The following is a 16,257-nucleotide window of genomic DNA, read 5'->3' as shown; positions in this document are numbered from 1 at the left end:
CGGCCTGCTGGATCTGATGTGGCTCCAGAGGCGCATCTCCGCCCCGTCGCAACCTGTCGGCAGGCGTGCCCACGGAGACCTTCAGCGCTGCCGTGGATTCTCGCGGCGACTCTTCCGTGTCATATGTGGCATGTCGAGTCGATCCGGAGGATTTGGAGATGCAAATTCCCATAGCCGTTCACCTGTAGTGGAGTTTCTGATCGCCGAGGGACGGGATACGCGAGACGGGCGCTTAACCGTCAGTGTCATCTGGATGAGCTTCCATCAAGGGTGCCGGCTCCGGGAGGGCGCCTGTCTGGCTTTCAAAGATGCGTTTAAGGATGCGGTCCGAAAAATATCGCACCTTCCTCAATTGCAATGGTGGCAGACCTTTGATGAGAACAATCTCGTACTCGTCATTGAGCAGCCGAACCTGTTCGGGACGCAGCAGCGGCGCACCTTGAAACGAATTCTGAATGTTCCGGTCGAACGCTCGCGACTGGCTGTAGGAAATCGATTTGGCTTCAAACGTGTATTCACCGATGGCTTTGGAAATGTAGGTTGGAGTCTCGTCATCGGCCGTGGCCATGAACACTTGCAGTCCGGTATTGCTGAGAAAATTCTGCTTACCAGCCTCTCCATAAGCCCCCGTTAGTGCCGAAAGGCTTTGGATGATGAGCATGAAACGCCCCTTGTAGCCCGCGATAGTCGTAATTGCGGTCTCGATCGCCTCCAGCTTCCCCAAGTGCTTGAACTCATCGAGCAGAAAGAGAACCTCGTGCTTTTCGTCCTGGCGGGGCAGCGACCGCTGTAGAATTGAAACGGTTTGCTGAAAAAATAAGCGTATCAAAGGCGCGATCACCTCAAGGTCGTTCGGACCAACGCAAAGATAGATGCACGTTCTGCGACGGCGAAGATCATAGACCGAAAAGTCCGAGCGACTTGTAGCCGCCTTGACAGCCGGATCCGCCCACAAGTTGAGCCCGCCATCGCCGAGCACGGACGTGTAGGAGGTTAGGATTTTCGTGTCGTTCCCCGCCATGTCGTCGAAGATGCGTTGTGCCTCTTTGTTCCGGGTCTCCATGGCGAGCTGCGCGAAGAGCTTAAACTTCTCCCCCGGCTGAGCGAACAGATCATAGACGGCGCCGATTGTTGGCGTGCCCCGCTCGATGCAGGCAAGGATCCCCGCGACAAAGATATCTCGCGCGCCGCTGACGAAACCTTCCGCCCCCTCCCCCTTGGCCGTAATCAGGTTCGCGGCCAAGCGGCGGGCTTCGGTGAATTGCTGCTGTGGATGCAGTGCTATGAGATCCAACAGTGGATTGTAGCAGTTTGTGCGCCGCTCTGAATCCAGTGGCGCGAATTTGAACACTTCGTGGCCTGCGGCTTTACGCGCCCTCGATGTGAGCTCAAAGAGCTCCCCCTTGACGTCCAGAGCTATCACAGAGCCTTTAAATGTAAGTAGCGTTGGAATGACTATGCCGACACCCTTGCCAGCGCGGGTCGGCGCAACGATGAGGCTGTGAGGCTGCTCGCCATTGGTCAGGTAATAGCCAGGCCAGAAAGGACCACTCGTCTTCCCGAAGACCGGCCCTGTCACGCCACGGTATCGTCGCAGATATCCCGTGCGTCGCATTTCATCCACTCGAGCCCAACGAGCGGTCCCGTGGTGTTCGAGCTTGCGGCGCAATACGAACTGCTGAATCAGCAAGACAACCGCGGATGTCGAGAGCACGATAGCCGCGCCCTGATAGAAAACGGGGGTTGCGAAACCCAAATAGAAGGGCGTCTCAAACCAAAAGGCACGGACATCAAACGCCATCAGAGCCTCGCCGCTACCCCCGTGGCGGAAGGTTGCGTACAGACTTGCCGCACAGAACCCCAAGGCGAGTGAGCACGCGATGCTAATGGCTATGTTGGGGGACGTCGTTTTTGTAGAAGACATTGTTCCATGGCCGAATTAGCCGTGCTGATGCTGCGCTTGCTTTTGACACCGAACCGAGGTCGCGCGATGCCGACGCTCGACAGATCGATGCCGCAGCGGGTGGTGCGATGCTTGCATCGCGCCACCCGGCAGACGTGGATTTTGAAAGTTTCACTAGGCAGCTACGTCGACGGCCAGGGAATTGGAAACAGCAAGGCCGTGAACGGAATTCGGGAGAGGAAGCGTTACTGCCATGGCCGAGACCTCAACGGCCGGTGCGATCTCTGCTTCTCCTAGCCTCCATTAGATCCTCTCGGGCGTGATTGTAGGAGTGGCTTATGTCCCGGCCGACTTGACCACCCCGCTGCAGCTGTTCGTGGGAGGTTTGCGGGCCAACTGTATCACGGACTGCAGCCCCAATACCTGCTATGTGGGCGTCCAGATCCGCACTGCGTTCCTCTGCTGCATGCCGCGGAGGAGGCATCTGCGGCAAGATGTCTTGCATGCCGGGAATCGAGTGAGCTTGGGCCTGTTGATTTGGATCCAACTGGTGATACATCGCGTACATAGCATTGGATGCTGTCGACCTGACGTGGCCATCCGGATCGGTAGCCAATTCAGCGGCCTGATCAAAAATGCGAGCTTTATTTTCAGCGTTAAACTTGCTGAAGTTTTGCGCAGCGTAAAGCGCTCCGATAGCTTGCGAAGGTGGGTCCATGTTGCCAATGCGATTAACAATACTATCTTGTGTCTCTGGCCGAAGGTAATGAGACACGTTACTGACTGCTCTGAATTGCTCCAATGCTACTTCATCCGGGGTGTGTCCCAACCCGGCAGTCAATTTATCCCCCAGATCGACGGCTGATCGTCCAAGCTGATTGGTCCGCGTTTCAAACTTCGCGAGGTCAGTTTCTGGCTCGGTTCGAGTGCCCCGAACGGCTATGCGCTCTCGCCTCCCGAGTTCTTTGAAGGTCCCAAGATTTCGCGCTGTATCGCGCGGGTTAGCGCTTACCAGCCGTTCTGCAACATCGGTCAATGGTCCGTATGGAAGGTCACGGAGGGTACTGCGATTCCCCACGTCTTGGGATGAACTTGCAGCTGCGCGTGCCCGTTTGTTATCGCGATCCATTGCTCGGCCTCCAAAGTCGTTAAGTTACCCAATCAGGGTACCACCGACGCTTGACCTGCTAAACCGATATGAGGTTACAGTTGTAGTCTGGCAGAAGCTTCTCCCAACTCTGGGATACGCCGCGAGCCGTAACCGGGGCAGATTTCCGGGCGGAAGGGTTTGCGGCGAGAGCGTTCGTGATTCACCGTTTGCGTGACGCATCAGGATCGTCTCATATAAGAGAGTCCGTCGCGATACGCCCCGCGAATGACGATGGTACCTTCGGCTTGACTTATCCTTCGCGCTCTGCGGGTCCGACGAGAAAATCAGCCTACCTTGCTGAGACTACCTGCGGAGGACTTGCCGCTACGGCGGTCCTGCTCGATCTCGTACTTGATCTTCTGCCCATCAACGAGGTTTGAAAGTCCAGCCCGTTCTACAGCTGAAATATGGACGAAAACGTCCTGACCGCCGTCATCGGGCTGGATGAAGCCAAAACCTTTGGTGCTGTTGAACCACTTCACTGTTCCGGTCGCCATATCTGTGTATTCCCTGTGGCCAGTGCGAACCAGACGGGCCGTGAAGCCGATCCTGTTCATATTTCGTAGAGTTAAACCCAGCAAAAACGAAAATTACAAGCCCACCTCGGGGTTGCGGCGCGAAAAGCCATTGCTCTGTTTGGGAACGCACCGAACAGGTGCCGGTGAGCTTGAGCGCAACGCGCTGCAAGACGCTCGAGTGCCGAGGAATCTCTCCGACAAGGATACGTCTGAGCCGCCCATAATGCCGGCTCGGCAACCACCCGAATGGATCGAAGCCGATCTGCAAAACGGATGGTGAGAGCGTTGGCTCGTTTCCAACCCATCCTGTCTCACCAGCGCGGACGCCTGGACGGATGTCAACGCCGGAAAAAGAACCGCATCGATTGGTCCCGCTTGCGGCCAGCTCCAGTCGGCCGCTCGATCGCAAGCGTGGTTCGAGGAGGAAGATCTCCCAGGTGCAATGCGAGGAGACGCTGGTCCAACTCCTTGTCGGCTGCCGTAAGGCGGTGGTTCAGACGAAGGTAGTCCATCCAGGTCGGGGTGCGGAAGGTTTCTGTCCAACGCGAAGGCTGCTGGAGGTCGCGCTGGAGATTCCAGTGTCGCGCACCAACGCCGCTTTGTACTCGCCGCCGTTCCCGCATCTGCTCCAGGAACGCTTCGACATTTGCTTCGGGTATTGAATATTCGATCTTGGCGACGATCGGCCCGCTTCGGGGCTTCAAATCCAGGGCAACCTGAGGCGTTTCGAAGCCAAGAGGAGCCTGATCGGAATCTTTCCATTGACGGATGGGCAGCAGGAAGCCGGTGCCAGCGACCAGCACCAGCGCGCCACCTGAAAGCTCCAGAGCCGAGCTCAGCGAATAGCTCTCGGCCACCGTACCCCACAGCCAGCTGCCAGCCGCGATGCCGCCGGATGAAAGGGCATAATAGATCGAGAGCGTGCGACCAACGACCCACCTTGGACTCGCCAACTGGACGCTTACGTCCAGCCCGGTCCAGGTCACGACCCAGCCCGCGCCGCCGAGCGCCAGCGCGATAGCCGCCACCGCCACCGAGGGGGTGAAAGCAAGCGATAGACAACAAGCCGCACAGGCGATGCACGACAGTGTCGTCAAACGTTCCTGGGACAGCCTCCGTCTCAGAATGTTGTTGCAGATGCCGGCGAACAAGGCGCCGGTCCCGAAGCCGGCCATCAGGATGCCGTAAACGACTGGCCCTCCCCCCAGCTGATCGCGTGCGACGAGAGGCAAGAGCGCTAGTATAGAGATGCTCGTCAGCCCAAAAAGGGCACCGCGGGCAATTGCTGCCTTGATTTCGGATGACAGGGCAGTGAAGCGCGCTCCGTCATGGATCGCCGTGGTCAATGGTTCACTCGGCAGCGGTGACGAGCGAACATGCCATTTGCAGCGCCCTATGGTCCACAGCAGCATCAGATATGTAAGCGTCGCCACTGCGAAAGCCGTCAAAGGGCCAAAGGAAGCAACGACGACGCCACCGAGAGCGGGACCGATGCTTCGGACGGCGTTATATCCGACCGAGATAAGCGTGACGGCGGCCGGAACATCGCGCTTTCGCAGGATATCGCCAACCGACGCGTGCCAGGCGGGGTCGGTGAAAGCGGCGCCTACTCCGGCCAAACAGCTGAATGCAAGAACCATCCATGGATTGAAAATTCCGAGACCTGCAAGAACAGTCAGCATCGTCGAGGACAATGCTATCACGCACCAGCCAGCGAACATGAGATTGCGGCGGCTGTAATTGTCCGCTAGGGCGCCGGCGATAATTGACAGGAGGAATGTGGGCAAGGTTGTCGAAGCCTGCACCAAGGCGACCATCACATCCGATGTCGAAATGGTCGCCATCAGCCAACTGATGGCAACCATTTGAATCAGCCACCCTAGACTGGATACCTGTGTGGCAATCCAGATCGGACGGAAAGTTGAATTCTCGAGCGGCGCGAACGTTGCCGATGACACCGGATTAACTTCTTCACGCGCCACCCCGCTCATTGGGCCGAGCCTCCCTTCGCTGCCAGTTGTATGAGATTTCTCCCCGCCCACGTGCCCATGGAGGAATGGCAGGATCAGGGCATTTTATCTGCGCAACGCAAGTTATTTTTGCCTGGCCGATGCTGTGGCAGAACCGAATGCTTCCGGTGGAGCTATCGTTCCGCTATGCGGGACGAGACCGGTTCGATCCTGTCGTTGTCGATCCCCGACCACGTTACAAGAATCGTCAGTTTGACGATCCTTGGCGTCTCCAACCAAGCCACGTCCTGGGCATCGACTTCCCTTCTGGTGATCACGAGCTCCCGCGCATTGAACCGCCTCGCCAAGAGGGATCAATAGTCTATCTTTGGCGTAGGTATTCAGCAGCTTGCTAAGGCGCCCGCCGCCACGTGCGGGCGACGCCGGCATCAACCGGCGGGCAGATGCGCCGGGGGCAACAACCGCGCCTGACGCAACGCCGCCAGATCAGCCGAGCCGGTGCAGAAGCAGGCGACGGCCAACTGGCGGATGACGATCTCGAAATGCGCGACAACCGCCTCGGTGGACACCGTCGCCGCGCGCAGCACGCCGGCCGCCTGCCCGGCGATGTCCGCGCCCAGGCGGATGGCCTTGGCCACGTCGACGCCGTCGCGGATCCCGCCCGACGCGATCAGCTTCACAGTTGGCAGCGCCCGACGTACCGCCTGCACGCTGGCCGGGGTCGGAATCCCCCAGTCGGCGAACGCCATCGCCACTGCACGGTCGGCATCGCGGGCGCGCTCGCCCTCCACCGCGGCCCAACTGGTGCCGCCGGCGCCGGCGACATCGATGACCGCCACGCCCGCCTTGACGAGCGCGCAGGCCACCGAGGCGGACAGGCCCGACCCCACTTCCTTGGCCACAATCGGCACGTCCACGCTGCGCGCGGCGCGAGCGATCTGCGCCAGGACGCCGCGCCAGTCGCGGTCGCCCTCCGGCTGTACCGCTTCCTGCAGCGCATTGAGATGGACGATGAGTCCATCGGCCTCCAGCGCATCCACCGCCCGGCGCGCCAGGTCCAGGCCGTCGGCCTCGCGCAGTTGCGCGGCGCCGATATTAGCCAGCAAGGGGATGTCTGGGGCCATGCGGCGCAGCGCGCGCGTCAGCCCCTGGGAGTTGCGGGATTGCAGGCTCACGCGCTGCGAACCGACGCACATGGCGATCCCCAAGGCTTGTGCTGCCTCGCTCAGATGCCGGTTGATGGCCTCGGCGCGTGGCACGCCGCCGGTCATGGAGCTGATCAGCAGCGGCGCGCGCATGGTCTTGCCCAGCAGCGAGGCGCGCAGGTCGATCTGCGTCAGGTCCAACTCGGGCAATGCGCAGTGTTCGAAACGGATGTACTCCCAGCCGGCGGCGACCGTGGCCGGCGCCGTTCGCCGATCCAGCACGATGTCCAGATGGTCGTCCTTGCGCCGGCCCGGGATGTTGTCGCTATCGCTCATGCTCGCTCCATCCGTCGCATCGGGGGACGGCGTTGCATCGGATCGGACCGACGGCAGCGCGCGCACGCAGCCGCATCCCGCCGTTCAGGCGGGCGCACGCTGGCCTCCCCCCGCAGCGTCGCTGCGGTAGCGGCTGGTCGAGGTCTGGTAGTACTGCGCGCGGATGGCCGCCATGGCCTCGATCAACGCTCCCCACGGCGCGGGAAAGCGTTCTTCCGCCATCACCCGGTGCAGCATTCGCGTATGGCCGGCCAACTCGTCGTTGAGGAACTCCACCACAGGCATAGCCGGATAGCGCTGCCGCAGCAGGATCGCCGCGTTGTCGGCCTCGCCCGCCGACCTGTCCTTGTCGCGTCCATGCAGATCGTTCTGCAGGCGCCCTATCGCGGAGATGAGCCGCAGGACCTGGCGAAACGCCGGACGCGCGCGCAAGGTCGCCATGTCCAGCCCCCACAGCAACGACAGGCAACAGAACACGTTCGTGTAGGCGATCGAATCGATGCCGTTGTGCAGGTACTCGGCGTAGGACCAGCGTTCCGCCCCTACCGCCTGCGCGTGTCCGGCGCGCAGCGCCGCGCAGTAGCACCGGGTGTCGTCGAGCAGCCGAGCATAGTCGCGACGATCGTAGGCGAGCGCGGCCAGCGAAGCGCGCAGCACAGCGCAGCCCTCGAATCCGGGGAGCGCGCACGGCACGCCCTGCCCCAGCGCCTGCTCCACCGCGGCGAGCTCCTCCGGCGCGATCAGGCCAAGGTCGTTGCAATCGTCGAGCCAGAACAGCAGCGCCAGTTCGCGATAGAACGCCACGATCAGCGTTTCGGCCTGCGGATCGCGGCCAGTGCGGGCGCAGGTGTCGCGCAGGCTCGGGTGGATGCGCTGCAGGATGTACTGGCCGCCCCTGACCGCTTCCACGGCATGCTCGTCGGCGAACCCTGTCAGGGAACGCCCCCACTCCAGCACCTGCTGCAGCGCGCGTTCGGTCTGGATCATGGCGCCGCTCCTGCTCCCTCGGCCAGGACGCGCCGCCCCCAACGAAGCGCCAGCCACAACCCGGCGAGTTCGGCCACGCGCACGACCCGGGTGGGGCAATACAGTTCCTTGCCGATCCACAGCGACGTCTGCGGCAATGCATGCGACACATGGCGGGCGAGCATCCACTCCAGCGCACGCGCCACCGTCTGCGCGATGCGCCGGCGCCCTGTCGGCTCTTCGCTCGCGTCCATCACGTGCAACGCGAACAGCGCATAGCTGGTTTCCTCAAATGAGGATGCGCGACCGGCGCCCCAGCCGCCGTCATCGCGCTGCGCCTGCAGCAGCGCCGCCAGCGCGCGCTCGTCGCGCCACTGGGGCTTGCCTTGCGCCAGCGCAGCGACCGCATGCGCGGTGGGATACAGCCACGAAACGTGCCATTTTTCGTTGTCCCATAGACCGTGCAGGTTGCGATTGGCCTCGACGTAGTAGCTGGTGCCGGCGGCGGGCTTTCCCAACAGTCGCAACGCATGCAGGGCATGGATGTTGGTCGACACCGAGGCATTGCGCTCGCCGGGGAAGGTGACGAATAGCTCGCCGATTTCGAAATCGCGCAACGCATCGACCGGCGGGTCGCGACCTGCAAGGCGCAGGACGCACAACGCAACGGAGGTGTCGTCGGCATCGGCCGCGAAGTGCAAGGCCGGGCCCAGACCGCGCACGCCCATGCGGGCGTCGAGCTGCGCGACGATCACGCGCACGGCATCGGCGAACGCGGGATGCGCGAACAGCCCGGCCAGATGCAGGGTGTACAGCGACCAGCATGGCTCGAACACATTGATCGGCCAGACGTTGGGAACGACACCTTCGATGCCGCTGCGCGTCGCCCGCGATGCCGCCTGCAGATATGCGTCGGCGCGCCCGACCTGCGGCGTGCTCCCCTGTGTTACGGCGTGCGCGCGCCAGGCGGCGGTGGCCGCCGGACTGATGCCGATGCTGCCGTCGTCGTCCGGGCATGCAGTGGTCGGCGAGGTTCCCCAGGCTTCCCAGGAGTGCAGCAACGGATGGCCGCTCGGCAACGTCGCCACCGCCCCCAACTTGACAAGGCACGCTTGCCGCAACGGCAACAGCGCCGGGTGGCGCGGAAACGCCACGCCGCCCAGCAAGGATGCGGCCTCGCCGCACAATTGCGGCAGGATCAGCTCCGCGCCGATCGGCGCGTCTTCCGGCACCGAATGCGCGTAGGGATCGGGCTGGCGCTCGAGGAACCGGGTTGCAGCCTGGACTGCGTCGGCAGCGCCGGGAAGAGGATCGGCACGCTGCAATGTCAGCAACGCCGCCCAGGTGGGCGCATGGCGGAACAGCGGGAAGTCCGCGCTTCCCCATCCGCCATCGGCCTGTTGTTGCGCGATGAGCCACGCGTATGCGTCCTGCCGACCGGCGACTTTGCCGTGGAACTGCAGAGCTCGCGCCGTGTCGTAGACGGACGGACCGACGCTGCCGCCGTCGCTCATCTCGATCAGCAGGTGGCGCAATTCGGAAAGGATCTGGTCGGACAGCGCGTTCACGCGGTATGTTCCTTCTGCAGACAGTTGACGGAACCAGGATCGGGCAGACGCCGCGCACGTCGCCGCAGGCCCGTCGCGGCCCGGCGCGCGGGCAGCGCCGGACGGCCGCCCTGCTCCGGCGCGGCGACGCGCCCCATGCTGGGGCCGGTCCGCCGCATAGGCTTGCGCCCAGCGCGCCGCGTGCGCCGCGGCCGTGCTGGGCAACCGCTGCGATCGCCGCCGCCGACTTGGACACAGTGCAGCATGCACCGCTCACGCCGGCCGATCGATCGCAGCGGCACAGGGGCGACTCCATGCGGACGGGCGCGCTCATGCGCATGGCGCGTGCTTGAACAGATACGCGTTGGCCCGCTGCAGCATCTGCGCCAACCGTTCCGCACGCGTTCCCAGCGGGGCGATGGCCTCCCCGGCGTCGCGCAACAGATCCAGCGCCAACTGGCGCGCTGCCTGAAGCCCCATGATCGACGCACAGGTCGGCTTCTGCGCCGCCGCGTCCTTGCCGGGGGTCTTGCCCAACGTCGCGGTATCCGCTGTCGCGTCGAGAATGTCGTCGACCACCTGCAACGCCAGGCCGAAACAGGCGGAGTAGCGATCGAGCGCACAGTACAGCGCAGCGTGGGCGGCATCCTCCGCGATGGCGCATAGCGCGCCCATGCGAACGGACGCGCGCACTAGTGCTCCGCTCTTCATCCGGTGCATCGCCACAATCCTGTCCAGCTCGACGTGCTTTCCTACCAGCGACAGATCCATGGCCTGCCCGCCTGCGGCACCCTCGGCGGACACCGCCTGCGCCAGTTCGCGCACGAGCGCGATACGGTTGTCGCCCGGCGCATCCAGGCTCGCCAGGGTCAGGAAGGCGTGCGCCTGCAGCGCATCGCCGACCAGGATCGCAGTGGCTTCGCCGAACTTGACGTGCACGGTCGGAAGGCCGCGGCGAAGCACGTCATCGTCCATTGCGGGCAGGTCGTCGTGGACCAGGGTACAGGCGTGCATCATCTCGATGGCGGCGCCGACATAGTCGAGCATGTGCGCCGGCGTGTCGGCCAGTGCGCCGGTAGCCAGACAGAGCAAGGCGCGGGTGCGCTTTCCGCCATGCAGGGTGGCGTAGCGCATCGCCGCCATCAGCTCGGTCTCACCGTCGTCTTCGGCGCAGAGAAGACGCGCCAGCGCCTGTTCGACCCGCCTTGCGCCGTCCTGCATCCAGATCTCCGGCGGCAGCCTGCCGGATGCGCCGCGCGCCTGCGCGTCGTCGTGTAGCGTGGAATCGGTCTGCATGTCGTTCATGTCCTTGTACCTGGCACAGCCACGGCGAGCGTCCGAGCCGCCGCGGTGTTGGCGGCGTCGCACCGAGCGCGCGCGCCGAGTGCAGCATTGCCGCGCGTCGCCGGCGCAGCTGCCTCGCCACACGGGGCATGCGATGCCAGCTCATGAGAATCCGATGCGGATTTTCATGGACGGATGTGCGGTCGGGTAATAGCGCCGACCTTTTTCGACGCCGCTCAGCAACCGCGGCCGCACCCCGGCCTTGTGCATGGTCAGTGCCAGGGCAATGCAGAACTGCACCATTTCCAGCCATACCAGGTGGTAACCGATGCAGACGTGTGGGCCGGTACCGAACTGCAGCATGTCCACCGGCCGGATCGGCTCCGTGAGTTGCAGCCACCGTGCCAGGCGGAACTGATCAGGCGCCTCGTGCAGCAGCGCCGAGGTCGAGAAATGCAGCAGCGGGATGCACAGATGGGTGCCCGCAGGAATGCGCCGTTGGCCGAGTTGCAATTCCTGCAGCGCGCGACGGGGCAGGAGCGTGGTCGCCGGATGCACGCGCAGCGTCTCGCGGAACAGCGCCTCGGCGACCGGACACTGCGCCAGGTCCGCGTGCCGGGTCGGCACCGCGCCCACGCGTTGCGCCTCCTCGACCAGGGCGTCCCACAGCCCAGGCTGCCGCGCCAGCTCGATCACCATCCAGGCCATCGTCGAGGCGGTGGTGTCGTGACCGGCAAGCAGCAGCAAGCGGATATTGGCGACCAGGACGTCGTCGCTGAGCGCATCGTCGCTGCGATCGAAGGCGCTCACCATGTCGTTGATCAACCCAGTGCGCGCGGCATGCGCGCGCGCGTCGCGGACGAACTGGCGCAACTGCGCGTCGATCCAGTCGCGGGCGGCGCGGCCGCGCCGCAAGGGCAGTCCGGGCAGGTCGATCGGGGGCGCGACGATCAACTGCAGCAGTTGCCGGTATTTGCGATGCCATCCCGGCAAGTCCTGCGCTGGGATTCCCATGAGGCTGAAGATGAGCTTGAGCATCAGGTCGCCGGTCTCGCGCAGGATGGTCACGTCGCCGCGGTCGCGCCACGCCTGCACCCGCGCCTGGATGACGGGCGCGAACAGGTTGCCGATGCCGGCCTGGGTCAGCCCCTTGGGCAGGAACGCCGCCTTGATCGCGTCGCGCGCCTGCCGGTGCGCGCCGCCGTCCTGGGCGACCAACGTTCCGCCAAGCAATTCGGGCGCAATCTCTTCGATCAGCGCCGAGGACACGTCCTTGTGCCGGAGCAGTGCGAACGCATCCGGATCCACGCAGGTCATCAGGTGTCCGGCAGGGCCGAAATCCAGCCAGAAGTGGCTGCCCAGCGTCCGTTCCGCGCGCCGCAGCAGGCGCGGCAGGTCGCAGACGATGGCGGGAAGATGCCCGACCAGGGGGAAAGCGCCGGGCACGACCGGGATGTCGTCCCGCAGCCGGTGCCGACGGTCCAGCGGGTTGAGCAGCATGTCCATCAGCAGCGCGGCGCCGCGGCCGCTTCGGCGGTGTCGGCGCAGGCGCGGCTGTTGCCACCGTCGGCGTACGTCGGCACATGCGCCAGCATGCCGCCGTCGATGCACAGGACCTGGCCGGTGATGAACGCAGCATCGTCGGAGAGCAGGAACGCCACCAGCGCGGCCACGTCCTCGGGGCGGCCGACGCGCTGCAGGAGCTGGTGCCGGCTCAGATGCCGTTGCATGCACTCGTCCAGCTTGGCGAGGAGACGCTCGGTCATGATGAGACCCGGCGCAACCGCGTTGCAGCGGATCTGCGCATGACCGTACTGGGTGGCGAGCGAGGTCGATAGCATGTTCATCGCTGCCTTCGACGCGGCGTAGGACGTCTGCGCGGTGTCACCGCTGAGCCCTTGGCACGACGACATGTTGACGATCGCGCCACCGCCGCGGGCGATCATTCGTGGGATGGCCTCCCGGCAGCAGAGCAGCGTGCCGCGCAGATTGGTCGCCATGGTCTGATCCCAGACCGCCAGGTCCAGGTCGAGGATCGCGCGGTCGCGCGGGGTCAGATGCATGGCGCTCGCGTTGTTCACCAGCAGGTCGACCGCACCGAAGTGCCGCTCCGCCGTCTCGAACAGCGCTGCCACCGCCTGCGCATCGGCGATGTCCATGGCCAGGGCCAGCGCGTAGCCCGCTTCGGCCGCGATCTGCGCGGTGCAGGCGATGGCCGCCGAGCCATCAATGTCGGCCACCACCACTCTGCCGCCCTCGCGCGCGATGGCGAGGGCGCATGCCTTGCCGATGCCGGCGCCGGCGCCGGTCACCACGGCCACCTTGCCTTCAAACCGTCCTCCTGGGTTGCGTTGGTCTTTCGCGGCATGTCGCTCAGCCTCCGCCGGAGAAGGCGCAGGGTCGGCGCTGGCGCGCTCGCCAGCGTCGCTTTCGATGACCCGAATGGCGGCGACGGGGCACTGGCTGGCCGCGAGCCGCGCGGCGGCGTGCAGCGCCTGCGGGACCGTCGCCACGCACACTTCGGCCACGCCGTCCGGTTCGCGCTGGCGAAAGGTGCCCGGCAGCGTCAGCACGCACTGCCCGGTGGTTCCACACAGATCCTGGTCGACCACGACGCGCATCTCAGCCCTCCTGCGCATGCAGGCGTACCGGCAGCGCGCGGAACGTCCTAAGGAACGCGGAGGGCTCCCGGGTCGGCTGCTCGGCCAATGCCAGCGTGGGGAACCGCGCCTGGATCCGCGGCAGGCTCTCGGCCAACTGCACCCGGGCCAGTTGCGCACCGAGGCAGAAGTGGATGCCGTGGCCGAAGCTCAGCATGATCTTCCCATCGGTCGACATGCCAGGAGTGGTGCCGTAGAACCGCGCGGGATTGAAGCGGTCGGGATCGGCGAAGGCGTCCGGGTCGCGATTGCCGGCCGCGATCAGCACGCGCACATCCGCGTTCTTCGGGATCACCACGCCGCCCAGTTCGATGTCGCGCTGGGCGATACGCGGAATGGAGCTGAACATGGCAGGCGCGTCGCAGCGCAGGACTTCTTCGACGAATGCCTTCACCCCCACGGCGTCTCCCTGCAGCCAGTGCCGCTGTTCGGGATACGCCAGCATCGCCAGGACCGCATGGTCGATGGTCGCAGCAGTGGTGGCGAAGCCGCCCAGCAGCATGCCCCACAGCATGCTGATCAACTCCGCATCCGACAACGTGTCGGCATCGTCGTCGTGTGCGCCGACCACCATCGACACGATGTCGTTGCGGGGATCAGTGCGCTTGCGCTGTATGAGGTCACCGAAGTAGGTCTGCACCCTGGCGCTGGCCGCGTCCGCCGCGGCGAGCTGGGGATCGCTGGCGTGTGGGCTCAGGCCTTCCAGAATGGCGCCGATGCCGGCGGCAAGCCCGAACATGTCGTCCTGGGGCATGCCGAACAGTTCGGCGAAGACCAGCATTGGCAAGGCCAGCGCGAATTCCCAATGCAGGTCCACCGCCTCCCCGCGCTCCAGCGCGGGCGCCATGCCGTCCAGGCGCGCTGCGACGATGCGCGCGATGCTCGGCCGCAGGTTGTCGATCTGGCGCATGGTGAAATCGCGCGAGATCAGCCGGCGCAGACGCGTATGCGTCGGTGGGTCCTTCATCGCTAGCGTGGACGCCAGCAGATTGATTGACAGGCTGGTCGCCGCACGCGGGAAATAGCGCGCCAGTTCGCCCGGCGCCGGTCCCCGAAACGCATCGCCCGTGGCCTTGAGTGCCCAGTAGATGTCGGCGTGGCGGCTCAACAGAAAGAGGCCCGACGCCGCGCGGTGCACCGGATCGTGCTCGCGCAACCACCGCATGAACGGATACGGGTCGTGGATGCACGCTGGCGACGACAGTTCGGCGAAGGCGTCCCGGCATGCTGCCGTGGTTTCTTGCACGTCCATCTTGGTTACCTGTTGGCTGGCCGATCTGACCGGCGCGTGCTAGGTGCGCCGGCAAATTGCGGAGAAGATCGCGACTCCCGGCGGCTTCCGTGCATCACCAGAGCACCGGCAACTCCTCGAACCCGCCAGTGATGATCTCCTTGCGCAACTTTAGTTCTTCGGGCGCCACGGCCAGGCGCAGCGCGGGAAAGCGTTGGAAGATCGAACCGACCACCACCTTGAGTTCCAGCCTGGCCAGCGCCATGCCGATGCAGTAGTGCGGCCCGTGCGAGAATGTCAGGTGCGGATTTTCGTCGCGTCCGATGTCGAAGATTTCCGGGTCGTCAAAATGGCGCGGATCGAACGACGTCGCCGGCAGGCCGATCAGCACCTTGCTTTCCGCGGGAATATGCACCCCCGCGATAGTCACGTCGGTCCTCGGATAGCGCATGACGCCGTCCCAGCCCGCGCCCGGCGGGTACATGCGCAGGATTTCCTCCACCGCCTTGTCCACCAGGGATGGATCGCCGACTAGGCGTTCGCGCTGTTGCGGATGGCGGAACATGGCCAGCAGGCCGAATTCGATCTGCGCGACGGTGCTCTCGTGCCCCGCCACCAGCATGCCCGCCGCCAGGCCGATCGCCTCTTCCTCGGTCGCATTGCCCTGCTCGACCGCCGCGAGCAGATCCGTCAGCAGGTTGTCGCCCGGATCCTGGCGCTTGTCCCACAGCTTGCCGCGAATGTAGGCGCGCAGTTCTTCCCAGGCCAGGCGCGACGCGCTGCGCGGGCCGCTTTCATGCTGGTGCGTCATCACTTCGTCGGACAGCCCGGCGAAAAAGGCGTGATCCTCGTAAGGCACGCCCATCAGCGCGCTGATGACCATGGCCGGCAGCGGAAAGGAGAGGTGGCGCTTCAGGTCGGCGGGCTGGGGCTGGGCCGCCAGCGTCTCGAACAACTGCGCGGCGATCGCCTCGACCTGCTGCGCGAGCAGCTTCACCCTGCGGTTGCTGAAGGCAGGCGCCACGATCGTGCGTAACCGGGCATGCTCGCCCCCCTCATGCGAGACCAGCCACCCCGGCGAACCGAGAATCACCGAATCCGGGGTGAATGCCGCCGGCGGCATTCCCGCGGGCCGGAACGCCGCGTCGGACAGCGCCGCCTTGGCTTCGTCGTAGCCTGTCACCCACCAGCCTTCGTGCCCGGAGGGGAAGCGCACGCGGTGGATCGGACCGTTGGCGCGCAGCGCCAACATCTCGGGCGAGGGCTCGATGTGATCGACGCGCCACATCGGCAGCGTCGGCAAGGGCTGTTCGGACATGGTGGCACTTCACTCTCTAAGCGATGGAGGGGCGGAAGGCGCTGCGGGCAGCGAATGACGTAGGACGGCAATTGAACGTCCTGCGCGGCGTAGCCCTACTCGATTATCAAGATCGGCCAACGTGTAACTGCCTAGGCATACCGCGCGGCAAGATGCAGAACTTTATCCTGCGCCTTCGAGTTCAGGATAAGACGAGTGGTGGGCCTTTGAGTCGCAGCCGGCCATCAAG

At 64.6% G+C, this 16,257-nt stretch carries 12 protein-coding genes and 1 pseudogene; 1 reads left to right on the top strand and 12 read right to left on the bottom strand.

Going from position 1 to position 16,257, the window contains the following annotated elements:
* Positions 1–232: 232 nt before the first annotated feature.
* Positions 233–1,924, bottom strand: a complete 1,692-nt coding sequence (virD4, locus tag C8D77_RS31935) for a type IV secretion system ATPase VirD4 (protein ID WP_036240972.1) — start codon at positions 1,922–1,924, stop codon at positions 233–235.
* 6 nt (positions 1,925–1,930) lie between these two features.
* On the opposite strand from virD4, the gene C8D77_RS37855 reads away from it, so the two are divergent.
* Positions 1,931–2,200: a hypothetical protein gene (locus C8D77_RS37855; RefSeq protein ID WP_170136874.1), complete on the top strand. Its 270-nt coding sequence runs from the start codon at positions 1,931–1,933 to the stop codon at positions 2,198–2,200.
* A 1,137-nt stretch (positions 2,201–3,337) separates the two neighbouring features.
* On the opposite strand, the gene C8D77_RS31925 is transcribed toward C8D77_RS37855, so the two are convergent.
* From C8D77_RS31925 to C8D77_RS31875, 11 genes and pseudogenes are all read right to left on the bottom strand, one after another.
* A complete protein-coding gene (locus C8D77_RS31925) occupies positions 3,338–3,550 on the bottom strand; it encodes a cold-shock protein (RefSeq protein ID WP_027056331.1) in 213 nt (70 codons plus the stop codon).
* Between the two features lie 359 nt (positions 3,551–3,909).
* The gene (locus C8D77_RS31920) at positions 3,910–5,562 is read right to left on the bottom strand and encodes an MFS transporter (RefSeq protein WP_109671446.1); all 1,653 of its coding nucleotides are present in this window, start codon (positions 5,560–5,562) and stop codon (positions 3,910–3,912) included.
* A gap of 407 nt (positions 5,563–5,969) precedes the next feature.
* Positions 5,970–7,022 carry a type 2 isopentenyl-diphosphate Delta-isomerase gene (gene fni / locus C8D77_RS31915; protein WP_109671445.1) on the bottom strand — a complete coding sequence of 351 codons (1,053 nt, stop codon included), beginning with the start codon at positions 7,020–7,022 and terminating at the stop codon, positions 5,970–5,972.
* An 84-nt stretch (positions 7,023–7,106) separates the two neighbouring features.
* Positions 7,107–8,009: a terpene synthase family protein gene (locus C8D77_RS31910; protein ID WP_027033421.1), complete on the bottom strand. Its 903-nt coding sequence runs from the start codon at positions 8,007–8,009 to the stop codon at positions 7,107–7,109.
* Positions 8,006–9,556 carry a hypothetical protein gene (locus C8D77_RS31905; RefSeq protein ID WP_109671467.1) on the bottom strand — a complete coding sequence of 517 codons (1,551 nt, stop codon included), beginning with the start codon at positions 9,554–9,556 and terminating at the stop codon, positions 8,006–8,008. Before C8D77_RS31905 ends, C8D77_RS31910 begins: the two co-directional genes overlap by 4 nt.
* Before the next feature lie 309 nt (positions 9,557–9,865).
* Entirely contained in the window at positions 9,866–10,831 is a 966-nt protein-coding gene (locus C8D77_RS31895) for a polyprenyl synthetase family protein (protein WP_109671444.1), read from the bottom strand.
* 150 nt (positions 10,832–10,981) lie between these two features.
* Positions 10,982–12,325 (bottom strand): cytochrome P450, encoded by a 1,344-nt coding sequence (locus C8D77_RS31890; RefSeq protein WP_109671443.1) that lies wholly within the window; start codon positions 12,323–12,325, stop codon positions 10,982–10,984.
* A complete protein-coding gene (locus C8D77_RS31885; RefSeq protein ID WP_342770063.1) occupies positions 12,325–13,140 on the bottom strand; it encodes an SDR family oxidoreductase in 816 nt (271 codons plus the stop codon). Before C8D77_RS31885 ends, C8D77_RS31890 begins: the two co-directional genes overlap by 1 nt.
* 174 nt (positions 13,141–13,314) lie before the next feature.
* Positions 13,315–13,440, bottom strand: a pseudogene (locus tag C8D77_RS38995) (ferredoxin); the annotation flags it as partial.
* A gap of 1 nt (position 13,441) precedes the next feature.
* Complete coding sequence (locus C8D77_RS31880; RefSeq protein WP_109671441.1) at positions 13,442–14,731, bottom strand: cytochrome P450; 1,290 nt, start codon at positions 14,729–14,731, stop codon at positions 13,442–13,444.
* 94 nt (positions 14,732–14,825) lie between these two features.
* A complete protein-coding gene (locus C8D77_RS31875; RefSeq protein ID WP_109671440.1) occupies positions 14,826–16,028 on the bottom strand; it encodes a cytochrome P450 in 1,203 nt (400 codons plus the stop codon).
* Positions 16,029–16,257 lie beyond the last annotated feature (229 nt).

It is taken from the genome of Mesorhizobium loti, from assembly GCF_003148495.1.
Classification (GTDB): domain Bacteria; phylum Pseudomonadota; class Alphaproteobacteria; order Rhizobiales; family Rhizobiaceae; genus Mesorhizobium; species Mesorhizobium loti.
The sequence above is the reverse complement of the archived record's forward strand: the minus strand, read 5'-3'. Positions and strand labels throughout refer to the sequence as shown.